Genomic DNA, 14,302 nt, shown 5'->3' with positions numbered 1-14,302 from the left:
TATCGCAGACCAAATGCGTCGCTACAACGGCTCTGGAATTGTTCCAGATACGACAGGAGTGGCCGTGAGCCCGAATTCCTATCCGACGTCAGCGCGCAACCAGGTGAAGCGCCGGCACGACCGCGGTTTCTACGATCACGCCACCGTCCACCGCATCCTGGATTCCTCGATGCTGTGCCACGTCTCCTACGTGATCGACGGCCAGCCCTATTGCACGCCGACCTTCTTCTGGCGCGAAGGGAGCAAGCTCTATTGGCACGGCTCGAGCGCGAGCCGCATGCTGCGCAACCAGACCAGGGGCGAGCGGGTGTGCCTGACGGTTGCCCATCTCGACAGCCTCGTGCTGGCGCGATGCGGCTTCAATCACTCCGCCGACTACCGCGCGGTGATGGCGTTCGGCAACGCCTATCTGGTCACTGATCCCGAGGAGAAAGAGCGCGCGGTGGTCGCGATGGTCGACCGCTTCTTCCCGGGTCGCACCGCGAGCTTGCGGGCCAGCAACGTCCAGGAAATCAAGGCGACCTCCTTCATCGCGATGGAGATCGAGGAAGCCTCGGCAAAGGTCCGCGCCAAGGGTGTAGCCGACGACGATGAGGACTACGAATTGCCCATTTACGCCGAGCGTATTCCGGTCCGCACCGTTCTCGGCGCGCCGGAGCCGTGTCCGCGGCTGCTCGATGGCGTGACGCGCCCTGCGACGCTGACTGGTTATTCGGAAGGCCGACTGCTCGAAGATGCATTGCGGGATGCATATTTTGTGGAGTACCCGAACGGCTGAAATCGGCTAGCTTGCGCGCACCCTTGATCATTTGGATGCCCGGAGTTGCCTGATGAATGCCGAAACGCAGCAGAGGATTCTTGACGCCGTCGATGCCGGCTTCGAAGCCCAGCTTGCGACGACACGCGATTTCGTCGCGATCCCTTCGACCCGCGGGGCGGAGGGACCGTGCCAGGACATGATCGGCGATCTCCTCCGCGCGCGCGGCTATGAGGTGGACGATTGGCATATCAATGTCGACGACTTGAAGGATCTGCGCGGCTTCGGTCCGATCGAGCATGACTTCTCCAAGGCACGTTCGGTGGTCGGCACCTATCGTCCGGCGACCGAGGCCGGCAAATCGCTGATCCTGCAGGGCCACTGCGACGTGGTGCCCGCGGGGCCGCTGGAATTGTGGGACACGCCGCCGTTCTCGCCCGTGATCAAGGACGGCAAGATGTTCGGCCGCGGCGCCTGCGACATGAAGTCGGGCACCATCGGCGCGCTCTACGCGCTGGATGCGATCAAGGCGGCCGGCCTCAGGCCGACGGCGCGAATTCACTTTCAGTCTGTCATCGAGGAGGAAAGCACCGGCGTCGGCGCGCTCTCGACGCTGCAGCGCGGCTACCGCGCCGATGCCTGCTTCATCCCCGAGCCTACCGCCGGCAAGATGGTGCGCTCGCAGGTCGGCGTGATCTGGTTTCGCCTGCGCGTGAAAGGCCATCCGACCCACGTCGCGTTTGCGGGCTCTGGCTCGAACGCGATCATGGCGGCATATCACCTCGTCCACGCCTTGCAGAAGCTCGAGATCGAGTGGAACGAGCGTGCGAAAGCGGATCGTCACTTCAAGACGCTCAACCATCCGATCAATTTCAATCCCGGCATCATCAAGGGCGGCGACTGGGCGTCCAGCGTGCCGGCCTGGTGCGACGTCGATTGCCGCATCGCGATCCTGCCGGGCTGGTCGGTCGCCGATCACCAGAAGGAGATTTTGGCCTGCGTTGCGGCTGCCTCGCGCAACCATCGCTTTCTCGCCAACAACCCGCCCGAGGTTGAATGGTCCGGCTTCCTGTCGGAAGGCTATGAGCTGACCGATTCCGCTGCGCCAGAGGCCGCATTCGGCAAGGCCTTCGACAAGGTTTATGGCGGCGCGGTCGAAAATCTCGTCTTCACCGCGCTGACCGACACCCGTTTCTACGGCCTCAACCACGGCATCCCGAGCCTGTGCTTCGGCGCCAGCGGCGGCGAGATGCACGGCTTCAACGAGTTCGTGGACCTGGAGTCGCTGAAGAAGACCACCAAGGCGATGGCACTGTTCATCGCGGAATGGTGTGGGGTGGAGAAGGCGTAGAGGCCGCTCCGTCTACGGCATCTTGGCTGGGTGCCAGTTGCCCGAAACAACGGCTCCGTCAAATCCTTTAAGCTTAAAATAAAGACTAGGATGCGGCCGCTCCCGGTGGCAGACTGGCGCCCGATCGCAAGGCCTGAGTCCGTCGAGGGAGTAGCAATGCGCGATTGGGATGACGCTTACGCCAACTCGGCCCATATCCCGGGCTCGGACAAGATGCCGGCGCAATGGGCGGAGCGGGCGGCGGTTTACCGCGCCGGGCTGAGAAGCTTTCGTCCCGATATCGCCTACGGGTCGGGCGAGCGCCAGCGTTTCGACCTGATCCTGCCCGATGGCGACAGCAAGGGCCTCGTCGTGTTCGTGCACGGCGGCTACTGGATGCGCTTCGACAAGTCGGCCTGGACGGATCTCGCCGAAGGCGCGCGGCACCATGGCTGGACGGTTTGCCTGCCGAGCTACACGCTGACGCCGGCCGCGCGCATCTCCGACATCACCGCGGAGATCACCGCCGCTGTTGCGAAAGCGGCTTCGCTCGTCGCGGGGCCGATCCGGCTCGCCGGCCATTCCGCCGGCGGCCATCTCGTCACGCGCATGCTGTGCGACGACGGCCGGCTAGAGCCCGCAATCTTCAACCGCATTGCCGGCACGCTCTCGATCAGCGGCCTGCACGATCTGCGGCCGCTGCTCAAGACGAAGATGAACGAGACGCTGCGCATGACCATGGAGGAGGCGACGCTCGAAAGCGCGGCGTTGTATCTGCCGCGCGGGCACGCGCCGGTGACTGCCTGGGTCGGCGGCAGCGAAAGGCCGGAGTTCATCCGCCAGTCCGACCTGCTGGCCAATGTCTGGACCGGCTTCGACGTACCGACGCGCCTGGTCGTCGATCCCGGGCTGAACCATTTCACCGTGATCGACGGCCTGAAGGATCCGTCGTCGCCGATCACGGCGCGCCTGATCGGGCTCGACTGATGAGGGCAGGGATGATCGATCGAGAGGGCTTGTCATGACGTCCAGCGATTACGATCCCGCAAAAGAAGGCGCCGAGACCGATTTCGCCCGCCGCATGTCCTATGGCGATTACCTCGCGCTGGATGCGATCCTCGGCGCACAGCATCCGCTCTCCGAAGCGCATGACGAGATGCTGTTCATCATCCAGCACCAGACCACGGAGCTGTGGATGCGGCTCGCGATCCACGAGCTCAGTGCCGCGCGCCGGGCCATCGCCGGGGACGAGGTGGCGCCCGCGATGAAGATGCTGGCGCGGATGTCGCGCATCTTCGAGCAGCTCAACAACGCCTGGGACGTGCTGCGCACGATGACGCCCAGCGAATATACGCGCTTCCGGTCGCAGCTCGGCCAGTCCTCGGGCTTCCAGTCGCGCCAGTACCGGCTGATCGAATATCTGCTGGGCAATCGCAACCACGCCATGCTGAAGCCGCACGCGCACGATGTGGAAACGACGAAGCTGCTCGAGGCCGAGCTCGCCACGCCGAGCCTCTATGACGAGGTGCTGCGGCTCGCCGACCGCAACGGGCTGAAGATGCCGGTCGCCGTGCTGGCGCGCGATGTCCGCGAGACCCACGGTTTCAGCGAGGGCGTGCTGCAAGCCTGGCGTATCGTCTACGAGGCGCCGGAGACGCACTGGATGCTGTACGAGCTCGCGGAGAAGCTGGTCGACTTCGAGGATTATTTCCGGCGCTGGCGCTTCAACCACGTCACGACGGTCGAACGCGTGATCGGCTTCAAGCGCGGCACCGGGGGCACGGGCGGCGTCAGCTATCTCAAGCGCATGCTGGAGGTCGAGTTGTTCCCGGAGCTCTGGCGCGTCCGCACCATTCTGTAGAGATCCATCCATGACCAGGCTTCGCGTCTACGACGACACAAGGGCGCTGTTCCACCTGCCTGACGGCGTGATCTATCTCGACGGCAATTCGCTCGGTGCATTGCCGCTCGGCGTCGCCGAGCGCGTCAATCGCGTCATCACGGCCGAGTGGGGCGTTGAGCTGATCCGCGCCTGGAACACCGCGGGCTGGTATGCCCAGCCGCGCCATGTCGGCGATCGCATCGCTCGGTTGATCGGCGCCGAAGTCGGCTCGGTGATGGTCGGCGACACGCTGTCGCTCAAGGTCTATCAGGCGCTCGCCGCCGCGCTCGACATGAATTCGTCGCGCAAGGTCGTGCTGTCGGACACCGGCAATTTCCCGACCGATCTCTACATGGCCGAAGGCCTGATGGCGACACTCGGGCGTGGCCATCAATTGCGCCTGGCGGCGCCGGAGGCGATCGAGGCTTCGCTGTCGGAAGAGATCGCGGTGCTCTACATCACCGAGGTCGACTATCGCACCGGCCGTCGCCACGACATGGCGAAGCTGACTGCGAAGGCGCATGGGCTCGGCATCGTCACCGTCTGGGATCTCGCGCATTCGGCTGGTGCGCTGCCGGTCGATCTCGCCGGCTGCGCCGTCGATTTCGCCGCCGGATGCACCTACAAATACATCAACGGCGGCCCCGGCGCGCCGGCGTTCCTCTACGTCTCGCCGCGCCACGCCGATAACGCGCGCGCCGCACTGTCCGGGTGGATGGGCCACGCAAAGCCGTTCGCATTCGAGCTTGCCTACGCGGCCGCCGGCGGCGTCGAGCGCATGCGCGTCGGCACGCCGCCGGTGCTGGCGATGGCGGCGCTGGAGGCCTCGCTCGATATCTGGGACCGGGTCGACATCAAGGAGGTCCGCATGCGCTCGCTGGCGCTCGGCGATCGCCTGATTGCGGAAGTCGAGCGTCGCTGTCCGTCTCTGAAGCTCATGACGCCGCGTGCACACGAGCAACGTGGCTCGCAGGTCTCCTTCGCCTTCGAGGGCGGATACGCTGCAATGCAGGCCCTGATCGCCCGCGGTCTCATCGGCGATTTCCGCGCGCCCGACATCATGAGGTTCGGGATCACGCCCCTGTATATCGGCGAGAGCGAGGTCCTCCGGGCGGCCGAAATCGTCGAGGAGGTGATCGCGGGCGAGGTGTGGCGGCGGCCGGAATATCAGGTCGTCAATGCGGTGACGTGAGGCGCGAAGTCTTTCCGAGGTCACAGCCACTACCTCCGACGTCATTGATTTGCCGCGCGAAGCCATTCACGTTGCGGCAACAATGAATTGGGAGGAGATCCGATGACGCCGCTGGAAAAGCTTAAAGCGATGAAGATGCCATTCGCCGATCTCAAGGGCGTCGAATTCGTCGAGGCCGAGAAGGATCGCGTGGTGGCGCGGATGACCGTACGCCCCGATCTGTGCACGCTGCATCACACGATCCATGGCGGCGCGGTGATGGCGTTTGCGGATTCCGTTGGAGCTGCTGCGACCGTGATCAATCTGCCGGGGGATGCCAAGGGCACGACCACGCTGGAGAGCAAGACCAACTTCATTGGCGGCGCCAAGGAGGGAACCACTATCATCGCCACCGCCACCCCCGTTCACCGTGGCCGCCGGACCCAGGTCTGGACCACCAGGCTGGAGACCGAGGACGGCAAGCTGGTCGCTGTTGTGACCCAGACGCAGTTGGTCCTGTAAGACTACGGGGCCTTGATTTTATTAACGAATTAGTCGTTCCCTTTGCCTCAAACTTGGGCAGGTTCCCGTCTTGAAAAGCTTGTTGCGACGCACAATATTAGGGACCTAGGGATTCGAACGCCTCCTCGAGGGACACCAAGAGGAGTTTTGACGTGGTACTTGAAGACACCGTCCGCACCGCCCCGGGCTATGTGCGGACCCTGATCCAGCAGGAAGAATTGCCGCTGTTGCGCGATCACCTGCTCAGGCTCGATGCCGAAAGCCGGCACGACCGATTCAACGGATTTCTCGACGACGGCTTCATCGAGCGTTACGCCGCCCGCTGCGCCGAGGATGGCACCGTCATCGTCGCCTATATCGTCGACGGTGTGGTTCGCGGTGCGGCCGAGCTGCATCCGCCGGAGGGCGATTCGCTGCCCGAAGTCGCATTCAGCGTGGAAGCCTCCGCGCGCCGCCAGAACGTCGGCACCGTGCTGTTCAGCCGCCTGATCGCGGAAGCGCGCTGGAAGGGCTACAAGAGCCTGCGCATCACCACAGGCGCGGAGAACCACGCCATGCGCGCGCTCGCCAAGAAGTTCGGCGCGCACCTGCAATTCCGCCACGGCGAATCCACCGGCACGATCGATCTGACCAAGGCTCCCGAGGACGAGCTGGCCGATCTCGCGGCGGCGCCGTTCAAGGCCGGCCGTGCGCTTCTCAGCTTCAACTCGACCTGCTGGAAGCTGATTTCCAGCATGTACGGCAATCGCGCGGCCTGAAATCGAAGGCCTGAATCAAAAAAGCGGACCGGCCAGGCCGGTCCGCTTTCTTGTCGAAGCAAATGAATGAGCGCTCAGGTGCCGGTGCGCTTGTCGTTGCCGAAGCGGCGGACCACGCGGCGTTCGACCACGACCGAGCGCTGTGCGCCCTGTTCGCCGGCGATTACGCGCGTGGCGGTGATGCGGCTGTTGGTGCGGGCCTGCTTCTTCACCTCGGCCTGAACGACGTCGAGCGGCATCCCCATCAGCGCGGCAGCGATCTCGGCCTGCTGCTCCTGGTCGTCGGTGATGCCGACGGCGGCGAAGATCGCCTCATCCAGGGTGGGCGGATCGTGGCGCACGCGCCGCGTGCCATATTTGGTATTCCAGTCTGCGCTCATAACGGCCTCGTCTTGATGCCGGGATACCTAGTGCCATCGATGTTGCATTGCAATATGAAATCAGTGTGGCATCACAGCTATGCACCGGTCGGGTGTCATGGCGGTGACGCAGCACCGGCATCGACCTCAACCCGCTGTTGCGGCCAGCGTTTCAGCGCCGCATGGCCTGCCGTCGTCAGCCCGTAGATTCCCCGGTCGGCGCGCTCGAACCAGCCATACACATTGTTAAGCAAGATTTTGCCGGCATCAGGACAACGTTCGCGCAGCTCGCGCACGCGCCGAGGGCCAGCAACGAGCTCGGAAGCGCAGGCCAGCGCCTGCTGCCGGTAGGCGGTCATGATCGGCGCGCGAGTGCTGCCGCCAAGCACGGGATCGCCCTGGCGGCGCTGATGCTCGGCGACCAGCCGCGAGCGCGTTTTCGGCTCGCGGCGGGGAGCCGTGGTCGGCGGCTTCACCAGAACCTCGACCTCGCCCTTGTCGGTTACCCCGAGCATACCGAAGCCGAGGCGCCGACAGAGATTGCGATAACGCGCATCGCTTTCGCGGCCCTTGCCGCGCGCCGATATCTTTGCCGCGATCCAGACCTCGTCGCCCGCCGGCGCGCGATCGACCGCTTGCAGGATCAGTTCGAGATTGAAGGCGAGCTTGAGCTCGCCGATCACCACCACGGGAGGATCGCCGGCGCTCAGGCCCACGAGATCGCAGCCGCGAATTTCGCCCTTCACGTCGAAGCCGAGGCCTTCGAGGAATCGTTTGACGGGCAGATAGAGCGCGGTTTCCAAGGCGAGTTTCCGATCGGAGAATCAGTTGCCGGCAGTCTAGCCCGGATCGGACTCACGGCTGATCGGGATTTGCCCGGATCCGGCCATGCCGGCTATATCCTCGCGCGGGGAACAGGGTGCTCGCGAACATGACGATCAGGAACGGGCTCTATCACATCCGGATCGAGATGCTGGACGGCGTGCAGGGCGGCAATCAGGGCGTCATGGTACTGCGCGATGGCACCATGCGTGGCGGGGATTCCTTTTTCTTCGCCTATGGCAGCTACGTTTCCGCCGACGGCAAGTGGAAGGGTGAGCTGACCAACGAGGAGCATTCGCCCTCATTCGACGAGCGCCCGGTGTGGGGCCGCAAGGTCGTGACCATCGGGTTCAGCGGCACCTACACCGTCGAGACCGCTTATGGCGGCGGCATCGCGCTCGCGGGCAAGCAGAGCATCCGTTTCAGGGGCAATCTGCGGCTGCTCGTGCCGGATTGATCACACCCGTCCGCTGACAGGAATGAGCGCGCCGGTGACGCCGCTCGCGGCGTCGCTGACGAGGAACAGGATCACCTCGGCAAGCTCCTGCGGCGTGACCCATTTGACGAAATCCGCTGTCGGCATGTCGGCGCGATTGGCCCTCGTGTCGATGATCGACGGCAGCACCGCGTTCACGGTGACCTTGCCCTTCCATTCATTGGCCAACGCCTCGGTCAGGCGATGCACGCCCGCCTTCGATGCCGCGTAGGGCCCCATGCCGGAGCCGGCCTGTAGCGCGCCCATCGCGCCAATATTGACGATGCGGCCGGCCTTCGACGCGGCAAGATGCGGCAGCGCCGCGTGCGAAGTGTTGAGCGCCGTCAGCAGGTTCAGCGCATGCATGCGGTGCCAGGTCTTGATGTCGCCGTCGCCGACGGTCTCGAAGGCAAAGCCGCCGGCGATGTTCACCAATGCGTCGACCTTGCCGAAATGCCTCGCGGCCGCCTCGACGGCCGTCTTCGCCTGCGCCGCGTCGGACAGGTCGACGCCGCCGATTTCGATGCGCTCGGCTGTTGCCGCAACCTGAGAGGGCGCGTGATCGATGCCGGCGATCCGCGCGCCGCGCGCGAGCGCGGCCTCAGTGACCACCTTGCCAAGCGCGCCGAGCGCGCCGGTCACGATCAAAACCTTGCCTTGCATCGTCGATCTCCCGGGCGCGGTCGCCTATGATTGCAGATAGCGTTCCTTCAGCGCGGTCCGCTCGGCCGCGCCAAGCTCGAGGCCATCGCGCAAGTAAGTCTCGACATCGCCATAGTCGCGGCCGACGGCGTCGAAGGCTGCATCGAGATAGGAGGCGTTGACCGAACCGATGGCGTCGAGGACGTCGGCTGGCAGATCGGAGACACTCGACACGTCGCGCTTGTAGTGGCGGTTGGTCAGCAGATAGTCCTCCGCGATGACGTCATCGGGCACGCCGAGCGCATGCAGGATCAGGGCGCTGGCAAAGCCGGTGCGGTCCTTGCCGGCGGTGCAGTGGATCACGAGAGGAGCGCGGTCCTCCAGCAGATGGCCGAACAACATGCGGAAACTGTGCGTGTTGTGGCGGACATAGTTGCGATAGGACTCGCGCATGAGCTCGAGCGCGACCGGTCCGGTGAGCGTGCCTCTCGCGAGTTCAGCGCGCAGCGCGGCGACAACGGTCGGTTCGATCGGCAGCGAATGCACGGTGATCTCGTTGACGACGCAGATGCCGGCCGTGCGCTCCTCGAGCCCACGAAAGTCGAACGCGCTTTTCACGCCGAGTGCGCGGACGATCGCGATATCGTCAGCGGTGAGCTGGCCGAGGTGGTTGGAGCGGAAGATGTGGCGCCAGCGCGTGGTGCGGCCGTCACGGGTGGCATAGCCGCCGAGGTCGCGAAAATTGCTGGCGCCTTGCAAAGCGAGGTGACGGGCAGGGGAATCTGACATGGGTTAGGTTGGGCTCAGCTTGGGTTATGGTTCCACCGGACGCACTGAGGGCGTCCTTGAGGTCTATTACAGGGGGCGATCATGGGCCGGCACAAGGCCATTCTTTGGGGGATCATCATGCTGGCGGCTGGAATGTCCGGCGGGCGGCAGGCCGAGGCGCAGACGTTCCGCACCTATCGCTGCGCCGACGGTACCCAGTTCATCGTTGCGTTTTATGACGACGACAAGCGCGCGTTTCTCCAGATCGACGGCGAGCCGGTGACGCTTGCCAAGCGATTGGCCGTTACGGGCGCGCGCTATTCGGGGGCGGGGATCACGTTGCGGGTCGACAAGACCGGGGCCACCACGGTCAAGCATCTGAAGCGGCCGGCGACGGCCTGCGCCGTGATCTGACGACGGCGTCGGGTCCGGAATCAAAAAGGGTCGAAACGTCGTTGTTTCGACCCTTTTTCAAACTTCCGCCGAGCGGTTGATCGAGCGCGGCGGCCTCGAACCAGACACTGGCATTAGCGTTCCCATTTGGGCTTTGCTTCGTCGACCGCGTCCTGGTGGTACCAGCTGTCGCTGCAGATCGACGCGTTCGCGGGAAGCGATGCGTGGTCGGTGGGAAGGCGGGTCTCGTCGTGGCGGCGTCCGGCGAGAGCCGCGCGGCCCCCGACGGGGAACTGATAGATCTTCGCAGATCCGTGACTTAGACCATTGTTCATCATTGCGATTGCTCCTTGGTCGAAGCGCCTTGGCCTCCATGGTGCGCCCGACTCGTTCTGATGTGGTTACTTGGAATCCCCATATCGGCCGCGCCTCCCGGATTGGAAAGTGCTGAAAAGGAAATCAGTTTCCGCCCAATTATTGGGCAGACGACCATCTGCACCCTCCAAGGCACCGTCTGAGTGACTAACGCCTGGGCCATTCCAAAGGTTGCTGGGCAGGGCCGGGACCCTTTTCGAAAGTTGCCGGACGTTGATGCGCGTTTGATCGGCAACCTTGGACCTGCGCCTGCCTGCTCCAGAATCAGGCGTTTTCCGCGGGATTTTTGCAGTGCAGCTTCACGGGAAGGTGCGCGGCTATGCCGCATGCCGCTGTGGACGGTTTTCCATCAGCCGCCTGGTTCGGGACGCAGTGGAAAACCTCCCGCGCTGCGGCCTTTTGGCACGCAACATGCTTGTAAGGGGCCGGCCGATGATGGCCGGGTACAAACGTGCGGGGCTCTCAACCCCACCTTTCGCATCATCTACAGAGAGGCTCAATGACCAAGTATAAGCTCGAGTACATCTGGCTCGACGGATATACGCCGACTCCGAACTTGCGCGGCAAAACTCAGATCAAGGAATTCGCGTCGTTCCCGACGCTCGAGCAGCTTCCGCTCTGGGGCTTCGATGGCTCCTCCACCCAGCAGGCCGAAGGCCACAGCTCGGATTGCGTGCTGAAGCCGGTCGCGGTGTTCCCGGACGGTGCCCGCACCAACGGCGTGCTGGTGATGTGCGAAGTCATGATGCCCGATGGCAAGACCCCGCACGCGTCCAACAAGCGCGCCACCATCCTCGACGACGCCGGCGCCTGGTTCGGCTTCGAGCAGGAATACTTCTTCTACAAGAACGGCCGCCCGCTCGGCTTCCCCGAGGCTGGCTATCCGGCCCCGCAGGGTCCGTACTACACCGGCGTCGGCTATTCGAATGTCGGCGACGTCGCCCGCAAGATCGTCGAAGAGCATCTCGACCTCTGCCTGGCTGCCGGCATCAACCATGAAGGCATCAACGCGGAAGTCGCGAAGGGCCAGTGGGAATTCCAGATCTTCGGCAAGGGCTCCAAGAAGGCCGCTGACGAAATGTGGATGGCCCGTTACCTGATGCTGCGCCTGACCGAAAAGTACGGCATCGACATCGAGTTCCACTGCAAGCCGCTCGGCGACACCGACTGGAACGGCTCGGGCATGCACGCCAACTTCTCCACCGAGTACATGCGTACGGTCGGCGGCAAGGAGTACTTCGAGGCGCTGATGGCGGCCTTCGACAAGAACCTGATGGACCACATCGCCGTCTACGGTCCTGACAACGACAAGCGTCTGACCGGCAAGCACGAGACCGCTCCGTGGAACAAGTTCAGCTACGGCGTGGCTGATCGTGGTGCGTCGATCCGCGTTCCGCACTCCTTCGTCAACAACGGCTACAAGGGCTATCTGGAAGACCGCCGTCCGAACTCGCAAGGCGACCCATACCAGATCGCTTCGCAGATCCTGAAGACGATCGCGTCCGTCCCGGCTGACAAGAAGGCCGCGGCCTAAGATCCTCCCGGCCCGGACCTTGGGGGCTTGGTCCGGGTTGGCTTTCAATCCGCCGGAGCAGAACTGCTCCGGCGGATTTTTACATTCAAATGACGGCCATTCCTGTGCAGCGCGGGGCTGCGCCGCGCGAAACCTGCCCATCATCGGCGAAAGCGGGATAGACTGTTTCTCGATGTGCGCAGGGCCGGGGACGGCTGGTGTTTGAAGGTTTCTACAAGGTTCGATTTCAGCTCGGCGACGCCGTCGGCCGGAGCGTGATGCATGCCGGCAATGGCAAGATGCTCGGCGGCAATTCGGCGTTCGCCCATATCGGCACCTACGAGAAGACCGAAGGCGGCGTTGACACCATCATCAAGACCGTCCGCCACAACCCCGATCCGAACTACCGCGCCATGGCCGGCACCGACGATGCGACGCTGATCGCAAAGGGATTTGCGGACGGCGATCTCTACCGCTTCAAGGGTGAGCTGAAGGAGCTGCCCGGCGTGCCCTTCCAGTCGCTGATGACGCCGATCACCGACGACGAGGTACCGATCGCCGGCGGCATCGGCGAGGCCGGCATCATCGACGGCCTCTACTCGGTTCACCTGCGCATGCTCGACGGCGTCGACGGCGGACTTACCGGCGTGATGCTGCTGAACAAGGGCCGCATCCTCGGCGGCGATGCGTCCTTCTACTATCTCGGCAGCTACGCGGCCGCGAACGGCCGCTGGAAGGGACAGATCCTCAACCAGGAGCACACGCCCGCCAAGGACGATCCGATCTTCGGCGGCCACGAGGTCGGCATCGGCTTCTCCGGCAGCTATGACGGCGAGGGCGCGGTGCTGGAAGCCACCGCGCTCGCCGGCAAGCGCAGCCTGCGCCTCACCGCCGCGCTCAAGCTCATGCATCGCGCCTGATCGCGACAGGGAAGCCGCCCATGGAAAAAGTTCGCATGCTCTCGACGCTCGGCCTGATGGGGGCGATGCGCAGCCTGTCCGCCGCGTTCGAGACCGCAACGGGCATTCACGTCGATGCCGATTTCGCGCCGACGCTGGCGCTGCTCAAGCGCCTGCGCGCCGGCGAGGCCGCCGATCTCGTGATCCTCACGCGCGAGGGGCTCGACGACATGATCGGCGAGAGGCGGGTGATCGCAGCCAGCGCAGCTGATCTCGCGCGCTCCTATGTCGGCCTTGCCGTGCGGAAAGGCGCACCGCACCCCGACATCGCCAATGAAGCCGCACTGCGCAAGACGCTGCTCGCGGCGCGCTCCGTCGCCTATTCGCGGCTGGGGGCGAGCGGGGTCTACTTCGCCCAGCTGATCGTGCGGATGAGCATCGCCGACGAGATCAACGCCAGGGCGACCATCGTCGAGCAGGGCTTCACCGCCGAGCGGCTCGTCAGCGGCGAGGCTGACCTCGCCGTGCAGCAGATCAGCGAGCTGAAGCAGGTTGGCGGCATCGAGGTGATCGGCCCGGTGCCGCACGATCTGCAGATTCCGGCCGTGTTCTCCGCCGGCCGCATGGTGGACGCGAAGCAGGCCGAGGCTGCCGACAGGTTGCTGCGCTATCTGGCCTCGCCGGAGGTGGTGCCTGTGTTGCGGCAGTCGGGGCTCGAGCCTTGAATTCGCCGGAGCGCGGACGCAACGTGATCGCCATGCGGATTTTTCTTTTTGCCATCCTCGTTGTGCTTGCCGCGCCTGTCATCGCGCATGCGCAATCGGCCGACCTCGTGCTGTGCGACCGTGTCGCCGCCGACCCCAGCGATCCCGACAAGCCGGCCGACGTGAAGGGCGTGCCGGAGATTGCAGCCTCGGACATCGCAACCGCGATCAAGTTCTGCAGGCAGGCGTCGGCTTCATCGCGGCGCGCGATGTATGCGCTCGGGCGCGCCTATGCGGCCAACCGGCAGACGGCGGAGGCGATCGCCGCCTGGCGCAAGGCGGCCGACAAGGGCTCCAGTGCTGCGATGGTCGAGCTCGGCGTCGCCTACGGCACCGGTGCCGGCATCGCGAAAGATGAAGCGCAGGCGCGAAGGCTGTTCGAGAAGGCTGCTCAAGCGGGCAATCCCCGCGGCGTCTCCAACCTCGCCGCGCTCGGCAGCGCCGGCGGGGGAGCACCTGCCGATCCCGCGCAGGCGCGCGCGTTGCTGGGCAAGGCGGCGGAGACCAATGCGGAGGCGCAGTACCAGCTCGGCCTGATGCTCTCCAATGGCAATGGCGGCGAGAAGGACGATTTCGCCGCGCGCGCACTGTTCGAGAAGGCGGCTGCGCAAAATCACCCAGGAGCGCTGGAGCGCATGGGTGCCTTCGCGCAGGAAGGCCGCGGCGGTCCGAAGGACAAGGACGCGGCCAAGGCCTATTACGAGCGCGCGGCTGCGCTCGGCGACGAGGACGCCAAGAAGGCGCTGGAGCGGCTGCGCTGCCCCTACGCGATCAAGGACAAGCAGGGCAAGCTCGTCACCACGCTGTGCTTCTAGCTCGCGGTCCTTGATCGAGCGCAAGGTCCTTCGGGATCGGCACGTCGTAGACTGGGT

General features: G+C 64.6%; 18 protein-coding genes. 13 read left to right on the top strand and 5 right to left on the bottom strand.

What is annotated here, in order from left to right; translation table 11 throughout:
- Window positions 1-13: 13 nt before the first annotated feature.
- The 7 genes from XH90_RS20860 (at window position 14) to XH90_RS20830 (ending at window position 6,420) form a co-directional block, all read left to right on the top strand.
- Window positions 14-778 (top strand): pyridoxamine 5'-phosphate oxidase family protein, encoded by a 765-nt coding sequence (locus XH90_RS20860; RefSeq protein ID WP_194476224.1) that lies wholly within the window; start codon window positions 14-16, stop codon window positions 776-778.
- 52 nt (window positions 779-830) lie between these two features.
- Window positions 831-2,108, top strand: coding sequence for an ArgE/DapE family deacylase (locus XH90_RS20855; protein WP_194476223.1), 1,278 nt, complete (start codon window positions 831-833; stop codon window positions 2,106-2,108).
- Between the two features lie 156 nt (window positions 2,109-2,264).
- Window positions 2,265-3,074, top strand: a complete 810-nt coding sequence (locus tag XH90_RS20850) for an alpha/beta hydrolase (RefSeq protein ID WP_194476222.1) — start codon at window positions 2,265-2,267, stop codon at window positions 3,072-3,074.
- Window positions 3,075-3,108: 34 nt separating this feature from the next.
- A complete protein-coding gene (gene kynA / locus XH90_RS20845; RefSeq protein ID WP_194476221.1) occupies window positions 3,109-3,948 on the top strand; it encodes a tryptophan 2,3-dioxygenase in 840 nt (279 codons plus the stop codon).
- Window positions 3,949-3,958: 10 nt separating this feature from the next.
- Window positions 3,959-5,161: a kynureninase gene (kynU, locus tag XH90_RS20840; RefSeq protein WP_194476220.1), complete on the top strand. Its 1,203-nt coding sequence runs from the start codon at window positions 3,959-3,961 to the stop codon at window positions 5,159-5,161.
- A 102-nt stretch (window positions 5,162-5,263) separates the two neighbouring features.
- The gene (locus XH90_RS20835; RefSeq protein WP_194476219.1) at window positions 5,264-5,662 is read left to right on the top strand and encodes a PaaI family thioesterase; all 399 of its coding nucleotides are present in this window, start codon (window positions 5,264-5,266) and stop codon (window positions 5,660-5,662) included.
- Between the two features lie 152 nt (window positions 5,663-5,814).
- Complete coding sequence (locus tag XH90_RS20830; RefSeq protein ID WP_194476218.1) at window positions 5,815-6,420, top strand: GNAT family N-acetyltransferase; 606 nt, start codon at window positions 5,815-5,817, stop codon at window positions 6,418-6,420.
- Window positions 6,421-6,494: 74 nt separating this feature from the next.
- Here XH90_RS20830 and XH90_RS20825 read toward each other — a convergent pair whose 3' ends face one another.
- Both XH90_RS20825 and XH90_RS20820 read right to left on the bottom strand, forming a co-directional pair.
- Complete coding sequence (locus tag XH90_RS20825) at window positions 6,495-6,800, bottom strand: hypothetical protein (protein WP_015686575.1); 306 nt, start codon at window positions 6,798-6,800, stop codon at window positions 6,495-6,497.
- Window positions 6,801-6,895: 95 nt separating this feature from the next.
- Window positions 6,896-7,582 carry a DUF2161 domain-containing phosphodiesterase gene (locus XH90_RS20820; RefSeq protein WP_194476217.1) on the bottom strand — a complete coding sequence of 229 codons (687 nt, stop codon included), beginning with the start codon at window positions 7,580-7,582 and terminating at the stop codon, window positions 6,896-6,898.
- Window positions 7,583-7,710: 128 nt separating this feature from the next.
- Here XH90_RS20820 and XH90_RS20815 point away from each other — a divergent pair, with 128 nt between their 5' ends.
- The gene (locus XH90_RS20815) at window positions 7,711-8,058 is read left to right on the top strand and encodes a GrlR family regulatory protein (RefSeq protein ID WP_194476216.1); all 348 of its coding nucleotides are present in this window, start codon (window positions 7,711-7,713) and stop codon (window positions 8,056-8,058) included.
- On the opposite strand, the gene XH90_RS20810 is transcribed toward XH90_RS20815, so the two are convergent.
- Both XH90_RS20810 and XH90_RS20805 read right to left on the bottom strand, forming a co-directional pair.
- Window positions 8,059-8,739, bottom strand: a complete 681-nt coding sequence (locus XH90_RS20810; RefSeq protein ID WP_194476215.1) for an SDR family oxidoreductase — start codon at window positions 8,737-8,739, stop codon at window positions 8,059-8,061.
- Window positions 8,740-8,763: 24 nt separating this feature from the next.
- The gene (locus XH90_RS20805) at window positions 8,764-9,507 is read right to left on the bottom strand and encodes a tyrosine-protein phosphatase (RefSeq protein ID WP_194476214.1); all 744 of its coding nucleotides are present in this window, start codon (window positions 9,505-9,507) and stop codon (window positions 8,764-8,766) included.
- Window positions 9,508-9,588: 81 nt separating this feature from the next.
- Between XH90_RS20805 and XH90_RS20800 the strand changes: the two genes are divergently transcribed.
- Window positions 9,589-9,900, top strand: coding sequence for an MliC family protein (locus XH90_RS20800; RefSeq protein ID WP_194476213.1), 312 nt, complete (start codon window positions 9,589-9,591; stop codon window positions 9,898-9,900).
- A gap of 113 nt (window positions 9,901-10,013) precedes the next feature.
- Here XH90_RS20800 and XH90_RS20795 read toward each other — a convergent pair whose 3' ends face one another.
- Window positions 10,014-10,217: a DUF2735 domain-containing protein gene (locus XH90_RS20795; protein ID WP_194476212.1), complete on the bottom strand. Its 204-nt coding sequence runs from the start codon at window positions 10,215-10,217 to the stop codon at window positions 10,014-10,016.
- Window positions 10,218-10,753: 536 nt separating this feature from the next.
- On the opposite strand from XH90_RS20795, the gene XH90_RS20790 reads away from it, so the two are divergent.
- The 4 genes from XH90_RS20790 to XH90_RS20775 all read left to right on the top strand — a co-directional run bounded on the left by XH90_RS20790 (window position 10,754) and on the right by XH90_RS20775 (window position 14,245).
- Window positions 10,754-11,788, top strand: a complete 1,035-nt coding sequence (locus XH90_RS20790) for a glutamine synthetase beta-grasp domain-containing protein (RefSeq protein ID WP_063683952.1) — start codon at window positions 10,754-10,756, stop codon at window positions 11,786-11,788.
- Between the two features lie 197 nt (window positions 11,789-11,985).
- The gene (locus XH90_RS20785; RefSeq protein WP_194476211.1) at window positions 11,986-12,687 is read left to right on the top strand and encodes a GrlR family regulatory protein; all 702 of its coding nucleotides are present in this window, start codon (window positions 11,986-11,988) and stop codon (window positions 12,685-12,687) included.
- 20 nt (window positions 12,688-12,707) lie between these two features.
- Window positions 12,708-13,391: a substrate-binding domain-containing protein gene (locus tag XH90_RS20780; RefSeq protein ID WP_194476210.1), complete on the top strand. Its 684-nt coding sequence runs from the start codon at window positions 12,708-12,710 to the stop codon at window positions 13,389-13,391.
- A gap of 32 nt (window positions 13,392-13,423) precedes the next feature.
- Window positions 13,424-14,245 carry a tetratricopeptide repeat protein gene (locus XH90_RS20775; RefSeq protein ID WP_194476209.1) on the top strand — a complete coding sequence of 274 codons (822 nt, stop codon included), beginning with the start codon at window positions 13,424-13,426 and terminating at the stop codon, window positions 14,243-14,245.
- Window positions 14,246-14,302: the final 57 nt, after the last annotated feature.

Source organism: Bradyrhizobium sp. CCBAU 53338 (assembly GCF_015291665.1).
GTDB lineage: Bacteria > Pseudomonadota > Alphaproteobacteria > Rhizobiales > Xanthobacteraceae > Bradyrhizobium.
Note: the sequence above shows the minus strand (reverse complement) of the source record. Positions and strands in the feature narration are given on the sequence as shown.